Annotated in this window: 11 protein-coding genes; 4 read left to right on the forward strand and 7 right to left on the reverse strand. The window is 41.2% G+C overall.

All coding sequences use genetic code 11. From position 1 onward, the window contains the following. Position 1 precedes the first annotated feature (1 nt). The gene (locus ACE3JL_RS15230; RefSeq protein WP_271989089.1) at positions 2–1,642 is read left to right on the forward strand and encodes an MBL fold metallo-hydrolase; all 1,641 of its coding nucleotides are present in this window, start codon (positions 2–4) and stop codon (positions 1,640–1,642) included. A gap of 547 nt (positions 1,643–2,189) precedes the next feature. Here ACE3JL_RS15230 and ACE3JL_RS15235 read toward each other — a convergent pair. The 6 genes from ACE3JL_RS15235 to ACE3JL_RS15260 form a co-directional block, all read right to left on the reverse strand. Continuing rightward, positions 2,190–3,356 (reverse strand): hypothetical protein, encoded by a 1,167-nt coding sequence (locus tag ACE3JL_RS15235; RefSeq protein ID WP_375327851.1) that lies wholly within the window; start codon positions 3,354–3,356, stop codon positions 2,190–2,192. Positions 3,357–3,440: 84 nt separating this feature from the next. Beyond that, positions 3,441–4,271 carry a hypothetical protein gene (locus ACE3JL_RS15240; RefSeq protein ID WP_159294024.1) on the reverse strand — a complete coding sequence of 277 codons (831 nt, stop codon included), beginning with the start codon at positions 4,269–4,271 and terminating at the stop codon, positions 3,441–3,443. A 73-nt stretch (positions 4,272–4,344) separates the two neighbouring features. Beyond that, complete coding sequence (locus tag ACE3JL_RS15245) at positions 4,345–5,556, reverse strand: choice-of-anchor tandem repeat GloVer-containing protein (RefSeq protein ID WP_375327852.1); 1,212 nt, start codon at positions 5,554–5,556, stop codon at positions 4,345–4,347. A gap of 72 nt (positions 5,557–5,628) precedes the next feature. Further along, the gene (locus ACE3JL_RS15250; protein WP_108935894.1) at positions 5,629–6,315 is read right to left on the reverse strand and encodes a hypothetical protein; all 687 of its coding nucleotides are present in this window, start codon (positions 6,313–6,315) and stop codon (positions 5,629–5,631) included. 22 nt (positions 6,316–6,337) lie between these two features. Continuing rightward, a complete protein-coding gene (locus ACE3JL_RS15255) occupies positions 6,338–7,021 on the reverse strand; it encodes a glutaredoxin domain-containing protein (RefSeq protein ID WP_159294022.1) in 684 nt (227 codons plus the stop codon). Between the two features lie 2 nt (positions 7,022–7,023). Beyond that, positions 7,024–7,452: a hypothetical protein gene (locus tag ACE3JL_RS15260; protein ID WP_159294021.1), complete on the reverse strand. Its 429-nt coding sequence runs from the start codon at positions 7,450–7,452 to the stop codon at positions 7,024–7,026. A gap of 353 nt (positions 7,453–7,805) precedes the next feature. Here ACE3JL_RS15260 and ACE3JL_RS15265 point away from each other — a divergent pair, with 353 nt between their 5' ends. Both ACE3JL_RS15265 and leuC read left to right on the forward strand, forming a co-directional pair. Beyond that, positions 7,806–8,804 carry a glycosyltransferase family 4 protein gene (locus ACE3JL_RS15265; RefSeq protein WP_159294020.1) on the forward strand — a complete coding sequence of 333 codons (999 nt, stop codon included), beginning with the start codon at positions 7,806–7,808 and terminating at the stop codon, positions 8,802–8,804. A gap of 365 nt (positions 8,805–9,169) precedes the next feature. Next, positions 9,170–10,570, forward strand: a complete 1,401-nt coding sequence (gene leuC, locus ACE3JL_RS15270) for a 3-isopropylmalate dehydratase large subunit (protein ID WP_272077183.1) — start codon at positions 9,170–9,172, stop codon at positions 10,568–10,570. A gap of 665 nt (positions 10,571–11,235) precedes the next feature. Here leuC and ACE3JL_RS15275 read toward each other — a convergent pair. After that, a complete protein-coding gene (locus ACE3JL_RS15275; protein ID WP_375327853.1) occupies positions 11,236–13,674 on the reverse strand; it encodes a glycosyltransferase family 39 protein in 2,439 nt (812 codons plus the stop codon). Between the two features lie 136 nt (positions 13,675–13,810). Here ACE3JL_RS15275 and zds point away from each other — a divergent pair, with 136 nt between their 5' ends. Next, positions 13,811–15,271 (forward strand): 9,9'-di-cis-zeta-carotene desaturase, encoded by a 1,461-nt coding sequence (gene zds / locus ACE3JL_RS15280; RefSeq protein WP_159294017.1) that lies wholly within the window; start codon positions 13,811–13,813, stop codon positions 15,269–15,271. Positions 15,272–15,300: the final 29 nt, after the last annotated feature.

The following is a 15,300-nucleotide window of genomic DNA, read 5'->3' on the forward strand; positions in this document are numbered from 1 at the left end:
CATGGTTCAACGCTCTACTGCTGTCTGGGGGTCAAAATCCCTTTTATCCTGTTTACCTTTTGGTGTCGGTCACACATCGGAAGGGGTTTGTCTCCTACTGAAAATCGGTCCCTATCGCCTACTTTTAGATTGCGGTTTGGCCGATATGCAACCCCTCACCCAAAACAAAAAACCCCCCGTAGATCTGGTGTTCTGTAGTCATGCCCACAGCGATCACATCCGTGGGTTAATGGCTCTCCATCAGACCTATCCCCAATTGCCAGTTTATGCCAGTGAGGTGACAGTGCAACTGCTGCCCCTACAATGGCCCGATTCTGCCGAGGAAATCGGCAGTTTCTGTCAGGGTTGGCCATGGCGATCGCCGATCGCTCTCTTTGATGATCTCACCGTCGAGATTTTTCCAGCTGGCCACCTCCCTGGGGCTGCCGTAGTCCTATTCACCTACAAAACCCCCAAACGCACCTATAAAGTCCTCTATACCGGCGATTTTTCCCTATCTAATTTTCAACTGGTGGAAGGATTATCGATCGATCTGCTGCGGGGAGTATCCCCCGATGTGCTGATTATTGAAGGCAGTTATGGCACAGAACGCCATCCCCACCGACGACAGCAGGAAAAACAGTTGATGAATCGCATCTATCATGCGATCGCTGAGGGGCAAAATGTTTTACTACCCGTCCCCGCTTTGGGATTGGGTCAAGAAATTTTAAAATTACTGCGATCGCACCACCAATTCACGGGTCGCGACATTGATATCTGGGTTGGGGGCAAGATTGCTAAAGCTTGCGATGCCTACCTAGAAATCTTACCACAATTTCCCGCATCTGTCCAGAATTTTGCCAAACATCAGCCCTTATTTTGGGATGAGCGCATCTGTCCCCGGTTGCGAAGATTGCCAGAAAAACCGACACCTCTAGGGGGAACCACTCCGATAATTTTACTAATCGATCGCCTAGAGGAGGTAAGTAAATATCTGCAAGGGGATAAACCTTGGTTAATCTTAGTTCCCCAACACCTGCACGATATCAACCTAGAGAATCCCCGATTAAAAGCGGCACAGCGTTCGCGATTAATTAGCCAAGAAACCTATCTACTCGCGGAACATAGCGATAGTCGCAACACCACCCAACTGATCCATAACCTGCGACCTCAGCATATCATGTTCGTCCATGGCTCGCCCCTCTATCTAGCGGATTTGACCAGTTTGGAAGAATTACAAAGCCGTTATCAACTCCATTCTCCGGCCGTGGGAACTCTGGTGGAATTGCCCATTGGCGATCGCTTTGTGCAACCGACACCCCCGGCCCCCAGTCACTATGAGGGAGAATTAAATGAATCGGATTCGATCGTCACTATCACCTTACCAGAGCCGATCACCCAGGATCCTCGTTGGAGTAATTTCGCCGATACGGGACTGGTGGAAGCGCGCTGGCAAGGGGAAGAATTATTATTGCGGGGAGTCTCCCAACGGGAATTATTAAGCGAGAGTGCCAATCGCATCGCCAAAGCTTTAGAGGAGATGGATTGCTGTCGTGTCTGTGTCCACCACAAAAGTCAGCGGTGTTGGAATCCCGCTTCTCCTCTCTACGGTTTTAAAGTGGTTGCTGAAGGCTATTGTCCCGTTTTTGAGGCCAATATATAAGACTAATTCAAGTCTGAATTGCATCACTATAGCTAGTATGTTTGGTTCTTCGGTTTGTCTTATGCAATGGACGGGGTTATAAGGAATGAAACCCTTATAGAGACAGACATTAACGCAATTTTTGTCAATTGTTTGCGATCTGGAGCGAACTAATCAATTAAATCCCTTGCCAGATAAGGATTTAGTCGATTTATGCCCCCCTATCGAACCATACCAAGTCCCGAAGAGCCGTATGTTTATACGGGGGAAGTCCAGAATTACGAACTTCGTTACCGACAAAAGGATATATCTTGATTACTTTTGCAAGAGATCTATTTAGTCTAAAATAGAGTTGGGGAGTTTGTAAATCAGTGACATAGTTTTAACTATTTTTATTTGAGAAAATATAAGTGTTTCTTAATGCTAAAATGGTTGATAGTAAAAATGGCAAAATTGGGCATAACTGCAACAATCAATAGCCATTTCGGGACGGTATTGACTATCTTTATTTAACTAACTGAGAATCTTGTTTGCAGCTTGGATTGTCGTAAGTATGTAACCAAATAAATTAAGGTTTATAGAAATAAGTAAACATAGCACCATCGGATAGTTGATAACCCTTGTCGAGCAAAAATTTACGACAGTTATTAAAATCGGGATTTCCTTGAGGATTTCTGGCTTCTGATTTAATCATTCTAGAATCATTTTTGCCAGGTAAATACCCTGACTCTACATGATAGGCTCGATAAATTGAATTAACAACTACGTTACAATAATTTTCATAGAATACTTTCCTTTGCTCATTAGATAAATCATGTTTATACAATTTCGTTAATTCAATAGAGCGATGACGAGAGAAGCGAGGAAGCCAAAATTTATTAGGTTGAAATTTACCAAACAATTTAAGTTCATCCGATGTAAAACTGGTAATTTTTTTTAATGCTCTATCTTCAGAAATCTTTGAAATAAAAGAATATTCTAAGAATTTTAATATTTCAGCTTTCGATGGTTTTTCCCAGCCACCATTCTTTACATATGCAATCTTTTCCGCTGACTGAGCTATTTGTAACTTGTCATCTCTCTTGAAATCAACACGGTATTTGTCCTGAAGTTTCTTAAATTCATCATAAAAAACAATGATAATGCTTCGATCATCAATTGAAGAACTAGGAGCAATATCTAGCATCTTTCTGCGATCACTGGGACTAAGATTAAGAGAGTATTGATTTTCTATTCTCAACAATTCAATTTGATCCACCATATTTTGCTCATAGTTTACTTCAAATCCTGGAGTTTTCATCTTATAACTAGCTACTATGCCTTCACTGCCTGTAATCTGAAAGGCAATTATAGGTAAAAATATTAATGATGCTAACCAAAACATCAGACGAAACCTGAGGATGTTTGCAATACGACTTGACAAGGGTAAAAATTTTGTACGTCGATATATTGATGCACACCAAGAAAAAGTCCATAAAAGTGACGGGGATAAGATTAGATATAGAAAACTCAGCAGAAGAGCTTGGGAGGTTGAATCCAATATATATCCCTCCCTGGCGGCTTTTATAATAAGTGGTTCAGCAACCCATTCCGGTAGTAAGTAAAAAGGAAGCCAGATCGGTGTGGCTAAAAATGCCATCGCCATGAAATAGAGGTTAATCTTGAAGAGACCTACCAGACACCCACCAGCTGCCTCTAAGTCTATGAAGAAAACGTATGTAGTTTTTTTAGGCATGAATCATCCTTCTAATTAAGTTTAAGGAAAGGATCAAGAGAATGTAATATTTAAATAAAACACATAGTTAACCGTAATTTTAATTTAATATGTTTGAGGTTTAACTTGATCAGCAAAAGGTTTACAACTTCCAGCAATAAATTGAATAGTTGAAAAGTCTGGTAGGGAACTTTGTTGTTTCGTAAGGTAATTTATAAGTAACTTAAGAAAATCTTGCGCCTTTTTTAGTTGATCATTTGCACTATTTGGACTACCCGAGGAGAGAGCTTCAATTGCAAACAAGCAATCATCAAGGGGATTGATGTTGGCCTTACTTAACTTCACAACACTTCTACCTTCCTTATCTTGTAGTATTAAAGACCCTTCAGTTAACTGCGATGGATAAAATGCAAAAATGCCAGCAGTATCATCAACTAATAAGTCTTTATCCCCTAAAAATAGTGAGTATGCTTTTTGAGAATTAAGTAGTAATGTAAACTGACAATTTAACTGATTTTCTGGACATACCAAAATACAACGGGCAGATGGTGTATCTTGGCAATCAGTACGTTGAGGAAAAGGCGTATTTCCCTCAACTAAGATAGCATAAATGTCAGGTTTAGCAGTCTTGCTTCCTAAAAAACTGTCATCCCACAAACAATTTTTTGCGGCATCATAACTTCCTAGTTCGCCTCCTTCACTAACAGTGCCTGGACACTTGGGACTGAGTAAAAATTCGACTTGAAATTGAACCAGTATATTACCTTTCTCATATAAAAGAGAATTCAATGTGCTTGAAGCTTGAGCAACGATCATTGTTTTAGGTGAATAGTCAAAAGTACCAAACTCTTTTGAAAGACTAGCAAAACTAGGCAAAATACTAAGACTTACAAGACCGGTAGCGTAGGCAAGGGAGTGAAATAATTGTTTAAACATAATAAATTCAGTTTATTTGTATTAAAAAACAAAAAATCGTCCGTTCAATTGCTCAAAAAGTGAAGAAGAAATTTCACGGAGAAAGTTTAAAAACTAAACCACACCCTTTCCCCTCTGATTCTGGGCAAGTTGAGTTACTCCCCCCATTAACAGTTGTGCCATAAATATTTCCTTTACTATCTTTAGTTAAATTGCCTTTTGGAAAAATTCCATTCTGACCATTGAAATTGACTAAAGTTGTTAAATTTCCATCAGAAGTTACTTTAAATAAAGTGCCACAACCAGAGGAGCATTTACTGGAATTACCTCCGAACAAAGTCACCCCATAAAAAATCCCTTTATTTCCTTCAATTAATGCGGTTTCTGGATAGCGACCATTTTGACCGTCAAAGTGAACTAAGGTTGTTAAATTCCCATTAGGAGTTATTTTGAAAATTGTGCCATAGCCATAATTTCCCCCCTCTCTGGTTGTTCCATACAGATTGCCATCAGAGCCTTCTACCAAGCTTCCTGTTGGCATACGACCACCTTTCAATTTTTTATCATTAAAATCCCAAATGGTTGAAAAACTACCATCTAAAGAAATTTTAAAGATAGTACCTTGGTTATGGTTATATTTGCCACCTCCTGCCGTTGTGCCGTAAAGAAAGCCATCTTTTGCCTGTATTAAAGGGGATGAGGGATGACTACCATTAAGTTTTCCATGCCCTGAAAACTTGTATAAAACCGTAAAATCTCCCTTGTAATTCACTCGATAAATTGTTCCATGATCTAGTGATGTTACACCATAAAAATTTCCGTCGTTGGCCAGTAGAAGACCCGGCCCAGGTAATTGACCATGCCGATTATCAAAAACATGAAGTAAAGAGAATTGCCCGTTAGGGGTCATTTTATAAACTGTCCCGCTACCAATCTTGCCGTCAGGACGTTTGCCCCGATAACGAGTCGTTCCGTACAAGTTTCCATCCTTTCCCCAGATTAAACCAGAGATAGGCTCAGTACCTGTGTCACGGCTAAAATGAAAAAGCGTTTGAATGACACCCTGGGGAGTCAGTTTAAACACAGTTCCAAAACGTTTAGGCCCATAGGTTGTAGTGCCATAGAGATTACCCTTAGAGTCTGTAATTACGCTGGAAGCAGGAAAACTGCCATTTTTACCATCAAATTGACCTAGGATCTGATAGGTTTCTGCTTGTGCTATTTTTGGAAAATTACCTAGAATTGCAATCGATAAGAATAGAATTTTTAAAGTAAAAAAGTTGATTGTTTTGTGGATAGATAACATAAGATTAACTTGATTAGAATTGACAGATTTTGTGAGAAAAGACAAAAATTGCTTACAAACTTAATAAGCTTTTCAATATGGAGCAGGATTGTAGTAATAATTACAAAACTCTTTGTCACCACGACAATCAATGGCCATTTCAGGATGATATTTATTGCCATCATTACCTAAGCTTGGGTATCCCCTAAAGCAACCACCCAACTCGGAATCTTTTTTACAGCTTGGATTGTCATAGGTATGTAACCAAAATTTATCTTCGTTACCGTCTCGATTATTCACTGAAAACTTTTGTCCAGTCGTTTTGATTGTTAAGTTTTTACGAGCTTGGTATTTTTCGCAAGTCCAATAATAGTTTAAGTCTTCGCTATATTTAGCAAGTTGTGTTTTGATAGTACAGTTTATACCAATTGCTGTTTTCGGTGGCTTAATTACTACATTAGCACCGAACTCAAGCTGTTGATTACCAAGCCAAGATGGACAATTTTCTAATGAAACTTTTTGACTTTGACAAGTCACGGAAGATTCCATAATCCATGCTGCCTGACGATCATTTTTTAAACAAATTATTGTATGTGCAGAGCCATAGCTGGTCGTATTTCCTCCTCCCCAAATAATTTCAATCTGTTTAGGCGAAGAGCATTTCAAAATACTGTTAGATTGTAAATTGCGATAATAATTTGTTCCAGCTGCTAGGGTAGGCGATGTTTGCCAGAGGAATAGACTAGAAGTTAGCACACTAGAAATAAATCGTTTTTTCATCGTTATTTTCTCCAATAAATTTTTATTTTTCTATCCAGCCATTAGCCGTACATTTACCATAACGAGACGGATTGATTCTAAACAAGGTTTGCGAGCAAAAATAATCACCAGTGCCAAGTTGTACAACCCCAGGTTTAATATATTTAATATCTGAAATTGGATCACACCGCTCTTTGCTTGTTTCTAGATCAAGTCCGCAGTATTGATTATTTTTAATTTCAATCATTGCGTCAGTATTGCTTTCGCCAATATACCAACCATTGGGTATTTTTGCGGTTGAGCTTTCAGCTGTCTTTCTCTGGGCAATTACTTGCTCAATACTTGGCCGCATAAAGACTTTATTGTTAACTAAAACAACTGGTAATTTGACCGGTGAACCATCAGGAACACCATTTTTTTCTAAAATTCGATTCCATTCATCTCGAATAGATTGAATATCAAGATTCTTGAATTGATAGGGGATTTTCTTTGCTTTCAGTTCTTGAATTAGCTTGTTAGTCCATCCACAGCGGGGATTGCCATAAACTAACACAACATTAGAAGAAATATTTTGTGCTAAAACAGTTTGCGAAAAAAGCACGAATTTAGGTCTATCTGTTGCCGTTAAAGCAGAGAAATTACCCAAGTCTTTAAGTTCCCCGTTCGCAAGGAGAGTAACAAAAAATGACAAAATCCCAAAATTTAACTTAAAAAATGAAGATTTCATGACTATTTACCCCTTTTAAAACCACTAACCTTGCCACGACATTCGATTTCTTTGCCGTCATAAATAAAACGTCGCACAAATTCCCCCGATAGTTGTCCCCTCTTCCAAGTGCCTTTCATTTCAACATCGCCAGCACTAGCAACCCATTGCATTGGTTCTGCCCCTGGCTCCACTCTCCCTCCTAATTTTCCACTATTGTTAAGAATACTTGAATTCCCTGGCGGCCAAGTAAGATTATTTCCAGTCATAAGACCATTGGAGTCAATCTCGATAGTTGTACCCCCACTTTTTCTGCAACCGCGTTCCTTGTCACTTAAATCCCATGAGGAAGCAGATTCAGTTCGTAAGTCAAGTTTATAGTTTCCGGCAACATTGACCAAAGGACAGTTGGGAACGGCGGCGAGGATAACGACTAGAAGGGGTCTATACATGGGGCGATCGCTACTAGAATGATTTATCAATACTAGAATAGATTATATGGCAGTAGACCGTTCATTTTTTTTGTTACATATTGTTAACAACAAATTCAGGTTAGCCACAATAGTCGAGGATTTTTGACCAAATTCTACTAAATATGCTGTCATTTTTTGTGCAATTTAGCTATCGATAATGTTATACTTTATCTTTGTGAGAAACTCCGTAAATAAATTTTCACCGTAGAGGAGCAGATCAGAGATACTATTTCAGTTGTTAATCTCCCGACAAAGAAATAATTGACTTTTTTCGTTACTTTTTGTCACAGAACAGCGTAGGATCGATAATTAATCTGAGCGCAAAAATCCCTATGTTATTATCCCTACTCTCAGTTATTAGTTTTCTGATTAGTTTTCTGGTGGTTGCCCTGATTAAACAACGTTTTAGCCAACAATTGTTAGATATTCCCAATGAGCGTAGCAGCCATAGTCAACCCACACCTAGAGGAGGTGGACTCGGTTTTGTCATTGCTTTTGCTCTGACTGGCTGCCTCAGTTATTTTCTCCTTCCTCCTTCCCTACCTCTCATTCCCCTGTGGTTATCCCTAACTCCTTTAATTATTATCGGCCTTCTCGATGATCGTCGTGGTATTCCTTCTAGTATTCGCTATTTAGTCCAGTTATCCTCCGCTAGTATTGCGGTTACTTTTTTCGGTGCTTTTCCCCAATCTTGGCTATTAGATTTAGGTTTTGTCGGCAAAATTTTGGCTGTCATTCTCACAATTATCGGCCTGACTGCCATCATTAATTTTTATAATTTTATGGATGGTCTTGATGGTTTGGTGGCTGGCTGTACGGCGGTACAATTAGGATTTCTCGCTCTCTATTTTCAGCAACCAATTTTATGGCTTTTAGTGGCAGCTTTAGTCGGGTTTCTCCTCTGGAATTGGTCGCCAGCGAAAATTTTTATGGGCGATGTGGGTAGCACCAGTCTAGGGGCAATTATCCCTATGGTTTTACTTAATAACCAGGGCGATCAAAGTCAAGCTTGGTCAGCTTTAACTATCACTTTTCCTCTGATTGGTGATGCTATTTATACCCTTATTTGTCGATTATTCAGAAAGGAAAATATCTTCCAAGCTCACCGCAGTCACCTTTATCAAAGATTGCAAAAATCTGGCTTGTCTCACTCACAAGTAGCGATTATTTATATGGCGGTAACTCTCCTGATTGCTATTAGTGTCAACTACTTAGGAAACCTAGGAGCATGGCTGAGTTTACCTTTGATTCTAGGATTAATTGTTCTCGGAGAAATTTATCTGAAGAGGAGAGTTAGCAAGCATGATTTAGCGGTGACAAGAAAAGAATAATTTTTTATTGCTATAGATCGAGGGTTTATTAAAAGAGGGCGAATGCAATTCGCCACTACAATAATCTTATTTCCCATTCATCAACGATTTTTATTCTGTGTATCCTGCGCTGCAGGGCAAAAATAGCTAGTTATATGTTCGCCGATTTGTTTTGCTTATACCAAATCAGTTTTAAAATGGATTGTTCCCCCACTTCCCACTCTCCTAGAAAGTCTTTTATTTGACTCAAAAACTGATGGTTTTAATCTGGCAAAAACAAAGCTATTTATCTATTATCCTTCCTAACCAAGAGAAAAGAAAAAATTAATATTTATCGGCCAGGGTTAGCTGATATGATCAAGGAGATGACTATCATTCCAAAGTCAATGAGCGCAAGAACATTATTCGATAAAGTCTGGGACGCACACACGGTTAAGATTCTTCCCAGTGGACAGACACAATTATTTATCGGACTGCATCTAGTGCATGAAGTCACCAGTCCGCAAGCTTTTTCGATGCTGAGAGAAAGGGGTTTAAAAGTATTATTTCCTAGACGGACTATTGCCACCGTCGATCACATCGTCCCCACCGAAAATCAGGCGCGTCCTTTCCTTGACGATTTGGCCGAGGAAATGATCCGGGCGATCGAAACTAATGTTCAAACCAATCATATTCCTTTCTATGGCATCGGTTCCGGCAATCAGGGCATAGTTCATGTGATCGCTCCCGAACAGGGCCTAACCCAACCAGGGATGACGATCGCCTGTGGTGACTCCCACACCTCCACCCACGGCGCTTTTGGTGCGATCGCTTTTGGCATCGGAACCTCCCAAGTACGCGATGTTCTTGCTACCCAAACCCTATCCCTATCGAAATTAAAAGTGCGTCGAGTCGAGGTAAACGGCGATTTAAACCCCGGGGTCTATGCTAAAGATGTAATTCTCCATATTATCCGTCAATTGGGCGTAAAAGGCGGTGTTGGTTACGCCTACGAGTATGCTGGTAGTACAATTGAACGGATGTCCATGGAAGAAAGGATGACGATTTGTAACATGGCGATCGAAGGTGGGGCCCGATGTGGTTATATAAACCCCGATCAAATCACCTACGATTACCTCAAAGGTCGTGATTTTGCGCCTAAAGACTGGGAAAGTGCGGTTAATTGGTGGGAAAGCATTAAAAGCGATACCGATGCGGTTTATGACGATGTGGTGGTCTTTGATGCCGGCGAAATCGAACCCACAGTTACTTGGGGGATTACTCCGGGCCAAGGAATCGGGGTTAACGAAGTCATTCCCACTCCCGATAGTTTACCAGAAAGTGAAAGAGCAATCGCAGAGGAAGCCTATCAATACATGAAACTCACCCCCGGCACCCCGATTAAAGGCACAAAAATCGATGTCTGCTTCGTCGGTAGCTGTACTAACGGCCGGATCAGTGATCTGCGCGAAGCGGCCAAATTTGCCCAAGGTCATCATGTTGCCCCCAATGTGAAAGCTTTTATCGTCCCCGGTTCCGAAAGAGTCAAAAAACAGGCGGAAGCGGAAGGATTAGACCAAATTTTCCTAGCATCGGGCTTTGAATGGCGCGAGGCTGGCTGTTCCATGTGTTTAGCCATGAATCCCGATAAATTGCAGGGAGATCAGATCAGCGCCTCTTCCTCCAATCGTAACTTTAAAGGTCGTCAAGGTTCCGCTTCCGGGCGTACTTTGTTGATGAGTCCGGCGATGGTGGTAGCGGCAGCAATTAAAGGGGAAGTCACCGATCCCAGGGAGTTGTTACAGTAGTTATCTCAATGGTGAGTCGGGAGTCAGTTATCAGTTATCAGTTATCAGTTCACTGAGAAAACTCCCCACACCCCACTTCCTACTCCCTTCTCTACAATAATTACTCGCAACCAGAAATACCTTGGGTTCCTATCATACTTTGTGCTTTTTGTCAAAAAAACTTTTTTTTTGCAATAAAACTACATAAAAAAAAGATCATCGTTGTGGGTGAAATTGACTGATTTACCCGTTTTAATTAGGATCACCTTCTAGGTGTGGCAAGGGTTTCAACCATTGCTTCCCAAAAAGGCACAGAATGACCCATTATGAAATTATATCAAATCGCTGTAACCAGCATAACGTCGTTGTTAAATAAAAATCTTTCTCAATTAATTCTTAAGAATTTATAAATATTACGGAATGTTAATTTAAATATTCTCAAGTTTTTACAGTAAATCAATAATTTTTACTTATCTTTGTCGAAAAATAGAACTCCTGCAAAAATCCCACATCTACCATTGGGTTAGGAGTCAGGAGTCAGGTGATAGGGTGATAGGGTTTTGGGGTGATAGGGATTTAGGAGTTTAGGGGTTTAGCGAAATTTCAGCCAAATGCTTCACTTCCCCACTTCCCCACTTCCCCACCTCCCCAATTCATAATTCATAATTCATAATTCCAGCTCTATTTTAATTTGACTGCCATAATTGCCAAGCTTTAACGAGATTTCCCCCCATCAAGGCAGCCACTGCATTTAAAGTCTTAATTTCCTCACTATCGGGATTTAATTGTCTAGCTTTATCTAAGACTTTTTGGGCTGCTTGCGGTTGCCAATCGTAGAGATAAATAAAACCTTGATAAGCATAATGATAGGGATTATAGGGGTCAATTTTAATCATTTCCTCGGTTGCTTTTATTGCCACTGCCACATCCTGTTGTAGTACCTTAGAAATTGCTAATCCGTAGGCTAAAGATAATTTATCGGGGGGGTTTTGTTGCTGTAACCGATAGGAAAAGGCCTTGTCTGCTTGCAGCACATAATCCTGAATCGAATCGTATTGATTGATACGATTAGTTAACTCAAAAATTGGTTCAATACCCGTTAATCCTTGACCAATATTAGCAGACTTTAAGCGCAATTGGGTGACTAAATCTAATTGGGGCGTTGCTAACTTGGCAACTTGAGGATCGATGGTAATTTCAGCATTAGTTTTAATCGGATAGGTTTCGCCAGTTTCCCGATTGAGATAGACAGCAGATAAGCGATAAACTCCGGGGGTCGCTGCCGACTGCATGGCGGTTTTTTCAGTAACTTCAAAACTCTTTTGTTGCTCTTCAGTAGTTAATTTTTCTGCCATTAATCCCCCCATAGCAATACCATGATCGTGCATCCAATAATCCTTACCGTCCACTTCTTGCCAAGTTAAAATTACTATCCCTGACTTTAATTGTTGCCAGTCTCCGGCCCATTTGTAAACCACGGGAATGGGTTGATTAGGAGAGGCTTTTTCAGCAATGGCAATTTCTCTTAATTCCACCTGTTTTGGCGCATTTTCAAGGGGTTTAACCGTGACGGAAGGATATATTTTTCGGTGTAGGGACAGGGTACTATCATCTGGTAGCTGCCAAGTTTTCTCCACTTGGAAATCTGACCCTGTGGCAACTCGATTAACAATTTTTTTCTGGACATCGGGGACGGAACCCTGTTCACCAGTTTTAGTTAAAAACCAATCTAAAGAATTGACATCCTTTTCGATATCTTCTTCCCTAACTCCCACCTGTCTCCCAGCAACCTGGGAATTATGTTTACCACCGTAGAAAGAGAAGGTATGTTGATTTAATTCCGGGGTGGAAGGTAAAACCCCTAGGGTGCTGCGAAGATAGGGAGAATCGGCTAGAATCTCTTTAACTACTTCTTCGTGCTGCCAACCAGTTTTTAAATAGGGATGGTGTTGTAATTGGGGACTGAAAACGTTAGTAATTATATCTCCCCCCAAGGGAAATAAATTTAAGCTGGTGAGGATAGCGGCAATAGTTATCGTTCCCCAACGGATACCGGAGGCAAAACGACCGCGCCAAGATAATAAACCAACGGATAAAATTAAGGATAAAGTCGGTAAAAGCGGCAAAATATAACGAGCATCTTTATTGATATTTAGGGATGATAATAGGTATCCCCCCAGCAGAAAAACTCCTAACCAAATCCACACAGGATGATTAACCTTATCTTCGGTTTTTCTGTGACGTAATGAGATTAATAATCCCACCACGGGAACTAATAATAATACCCAAGAAAGAAAATAGGGTAAAATTTGGGCGTAAAATGTCCAGGCATCAGGACTGGTAAGAGGCGGATCTCCCTCCAAAATTGCCGAATCTACCGTGGCACGTTTGCTCGCGGTTAACATTAATAACCAATTCGTCCGATACCAGGGAAACATCAACAGTGCTGCCGTCAAAAAACTCAGCATTAATTGCGCTAGATTGCCCCAACGTTTTCGCCGGAGATTTTCGCCTAATACCCACAAAATTGGCAAAAAGAGGAAAAATAGGGCGGTTTGTTTGACTAACATCCCTAAACCGAAAGAAATCCCGAAAGCGATTGCTTTTAGCCAGCCATAGCCACTAAATCGCCACCATGTCAAGCAGAAGTAAGAAAACGTTACAATTGCCGCTAAGGGAAAATCTAAGAGATATTCGAGGCGATAATAGTATAAACCAGGCAGAAATTGACAGATTAAGACCGCCCAGAGTGCCACAGTCCCATTAAAGAGGATAATTCCCAATCCGTACACAGAAAAGAGCAGTAGGGCGCTATAGATGGCCATTACCCACATACCCGCGTCAACGCTAATACCAAAGAGATTAAAGAAGGGAATCGTTAAAAGATAGGTTAAAGGGGGAATTTTTGGCGACATTAGCCATAAACCGCGCCACCAATCCCCATCAAACCAGCGCGGATTTTGGAAAGCTTGGGTATAGATAATCCCACCATTGAGATAATCGGCCTGATCCCAAGCAGGAATAGTATGATCGAGACTAAACCAGAATCTATCGACTAATATCCCCAATATCCAAATAATAGTGACAATAATTAATTCCTGTCTTCTATCTAGCGATCGCTTCAAAATGACTTCTCCCTAGTGCAACTCTCAATTATTCTGCCACGCTCTCAAGCGACCCTGAAAAAATCATCAGCGAGAAACACCAGATCGATCGAGTAAAATAAAGATTTAGTGAAAAATTGTAACAGGAACTTGACAAATGCGAGTGGTGATCGTTGGTGCAGGATTAGCGGGAATGGCAACAGCTATCGATCTGGTCGATGCGGGCTGTACAGTAGAAATCTTAGAATCTCGTCCCTTTGTCGGTGGAAAAGTCGGTAGTTGGGTAGATGCGGACGGTAATCACATCGAGATGGGCTTGCACGTCTTTTTTGGCTGTTACTATAATCTTTTTGAGTTAATGAAAAAAGTGGGCGCTTTTCAATCCCTACTACTCAAAGAACACACCCACACTTTTATCAACGAAGGGGGAAAAATCGGCGAATTAGACTTTCGTTTCGTCGCAGGTGCGCCTTTTAACGGTTTAAAAGCCTTTTTTACCTCCTCCCAACTCTCAGCAGCCGATAAAATCTTTAATTCTCTGGCTTTAGGTACAAGTCCCATCGTCCGCGGTCTGATAGACTTTCAAGGAGCGATGAAAACGATTCGGGATCTGGATTCGATTAGTTTTGCCGATTGGTTTCGTAGCCATGGCGGTAATGAAGGCAGTTTAAAAAAAATGTGGAATCCGATCGCCTATGCGTTAGGATTTATCGATACGGAAAATATCTCGGCCCGTTGTATGCTGACGATTTTCCAATTTTTTGCCGCTAAAACCGAAGCTTCCGTCCTGCGGATGTTGGAAGGTTCCCCCCACGAATACCTGCATAAACCGATTATTAACTATCTGGAGGCCCGGGGTGCCAAAATCTCCACCCGTCGTCAGGTGCGGGAAATTCTCTATTCTGGAGAGGGCGAAAATCTGCAAGTTAATGGCCTGATCGTCGCTAACGGAGAAACCACAGAAACTATCACCGCAGATGCCTACGTTTGCGCTGGTGATGTCCCCGGTATTCAGCGTCTCATTCCCCAAGATTGGCGAAAAATGCCGATTTTTGACAATATTTTCCGACTAGAAGCCGTCCCCGTCGCCACGGTACAATTGCGTTTTGACGGTTGGGTGACGGAGTTAAATGATGCCGAAAAACGCCGACAACTGCAAAAAGCGGTGGGAATTGACAATCTTTTGTACACCCACCAAGCGGATTTTTCCTGTTTTGCGGATCTTGCTCTCACCAGTCCTAGAGATTATTATCGCCCCGAAGAAGGCTCTTTATTACAGTTGGTTTTAACCCCCGGAGACCCTTTTATTAAAGCTAAAAATGAAGATATTGCCCAGCACGTTTTAGCGCAAGTCCATCAGTTATTTCCCTCCTCGCGGGAGTTAAAGATGACTTGGTTTAGCGTGGTGAAATTGGCCCAGAGTCTCTATCGGGAAGCACCGGGGATGGATGTCTATCGTCCCTCGCAAGCGACTCCTATTGCTAACTTTTTCCTTGCTGGTAGTTATACCCAACAGGATTACATTGATAGCATGGAAGGAGCCACTTTATCCGGTAAACAGGCAGCCAAAGCGATCCTACAACAGGCCGAGCGCCAGAAATCTTTAGCCACGGTTTGAGCAAACAGCCGGCAATCTCCTCCCTTAAG

It is taken from the genome of Microcystis sp. BLCC-F210 (assembly GCF_042134685.1).
Taxonomy (GTDB): domain Bacteria; phylum Cyanobacteriota; class Cyanobacteriia; order Cyanobacteriales; family Microcystaceae; genus Microcystis; species Microcystis aeruginosa_D.

Excerpts from the sequence above, each read along its gene's own strand:
- ACE3JL_RS15230 (WP_271989089.1), top strand. The coding sequence starts at position 2 with ATGGTTCAACGCTCTACTGCTGTCTGGGGGTCAAAATCCCTTTTATCC.
- ACE3JL_RS15235 (WP_375327851.1), bottom strand. The coding sequence starts at position 3,356 with ATGCCTAAAAAAACTACATACGTTTTCTTCATAGACTTAGAGGCAGCT.
- ACE3JL_RS15240 (WP_159294024.1), bottom strand. The coding sequence starts at position 4,271 with ATGTTTAAACAATTATTTCACTCCCTTGCCTACGCTACCGGTCTTGTA.
- ACE3JL_RS15245 (WP_375327852.1), bottom strand. The coding sequence starts at position 5,556 with ATGTTATCTATCCACAAAACAATCAACTTTTTTACTTTAAAAATTCTA.
- ACE3JL_RS15250 (WP_108935894.1), bottom strand. The coding sequence starts at position 6,315 with ATGAAAAAACGATTTATTTCTAGTGTGCTAACTTCTAGTCTATTCCTC.
- ACE3JL_RS15255 (WP_159294022.1), bottom strand. The coding sequence starts at position 7,021 with ATGAAATCTTCATTTTTTAAGTTAAATTTTGGGATTTTGTCATTTTTT.
- ACE3JL_RS15260 (WP_159294021.1), bottom strand. The coding sequence starts at position 7,452 with ATGTATAGACCCCTTCTAGTCGTTATCCTCGCCGCCGTTCCCAACTGT.
- ACE3JL_RS15265 (WP_159294020.1), top strand. The coding sequence starts at position 7,806 with ATGTTATTATCCCTACTCTCAGTTATTAGTTTTCTGATTAGTTTTCTG.
- leuC (WP_272077183.1), top strand. The coding sequence starts at position 9,170 with ATGAGCGCAAGAACATTATTCGATAAAGTCTGGGACGCACACACGGTT.
- zds (WP_159294017.1), top strand. The coding sequence starts at position 13,811 with ATGCGAGTGGTGATCGTTGGTGCAGGATTAGCGGGAATGGCAACAGCT.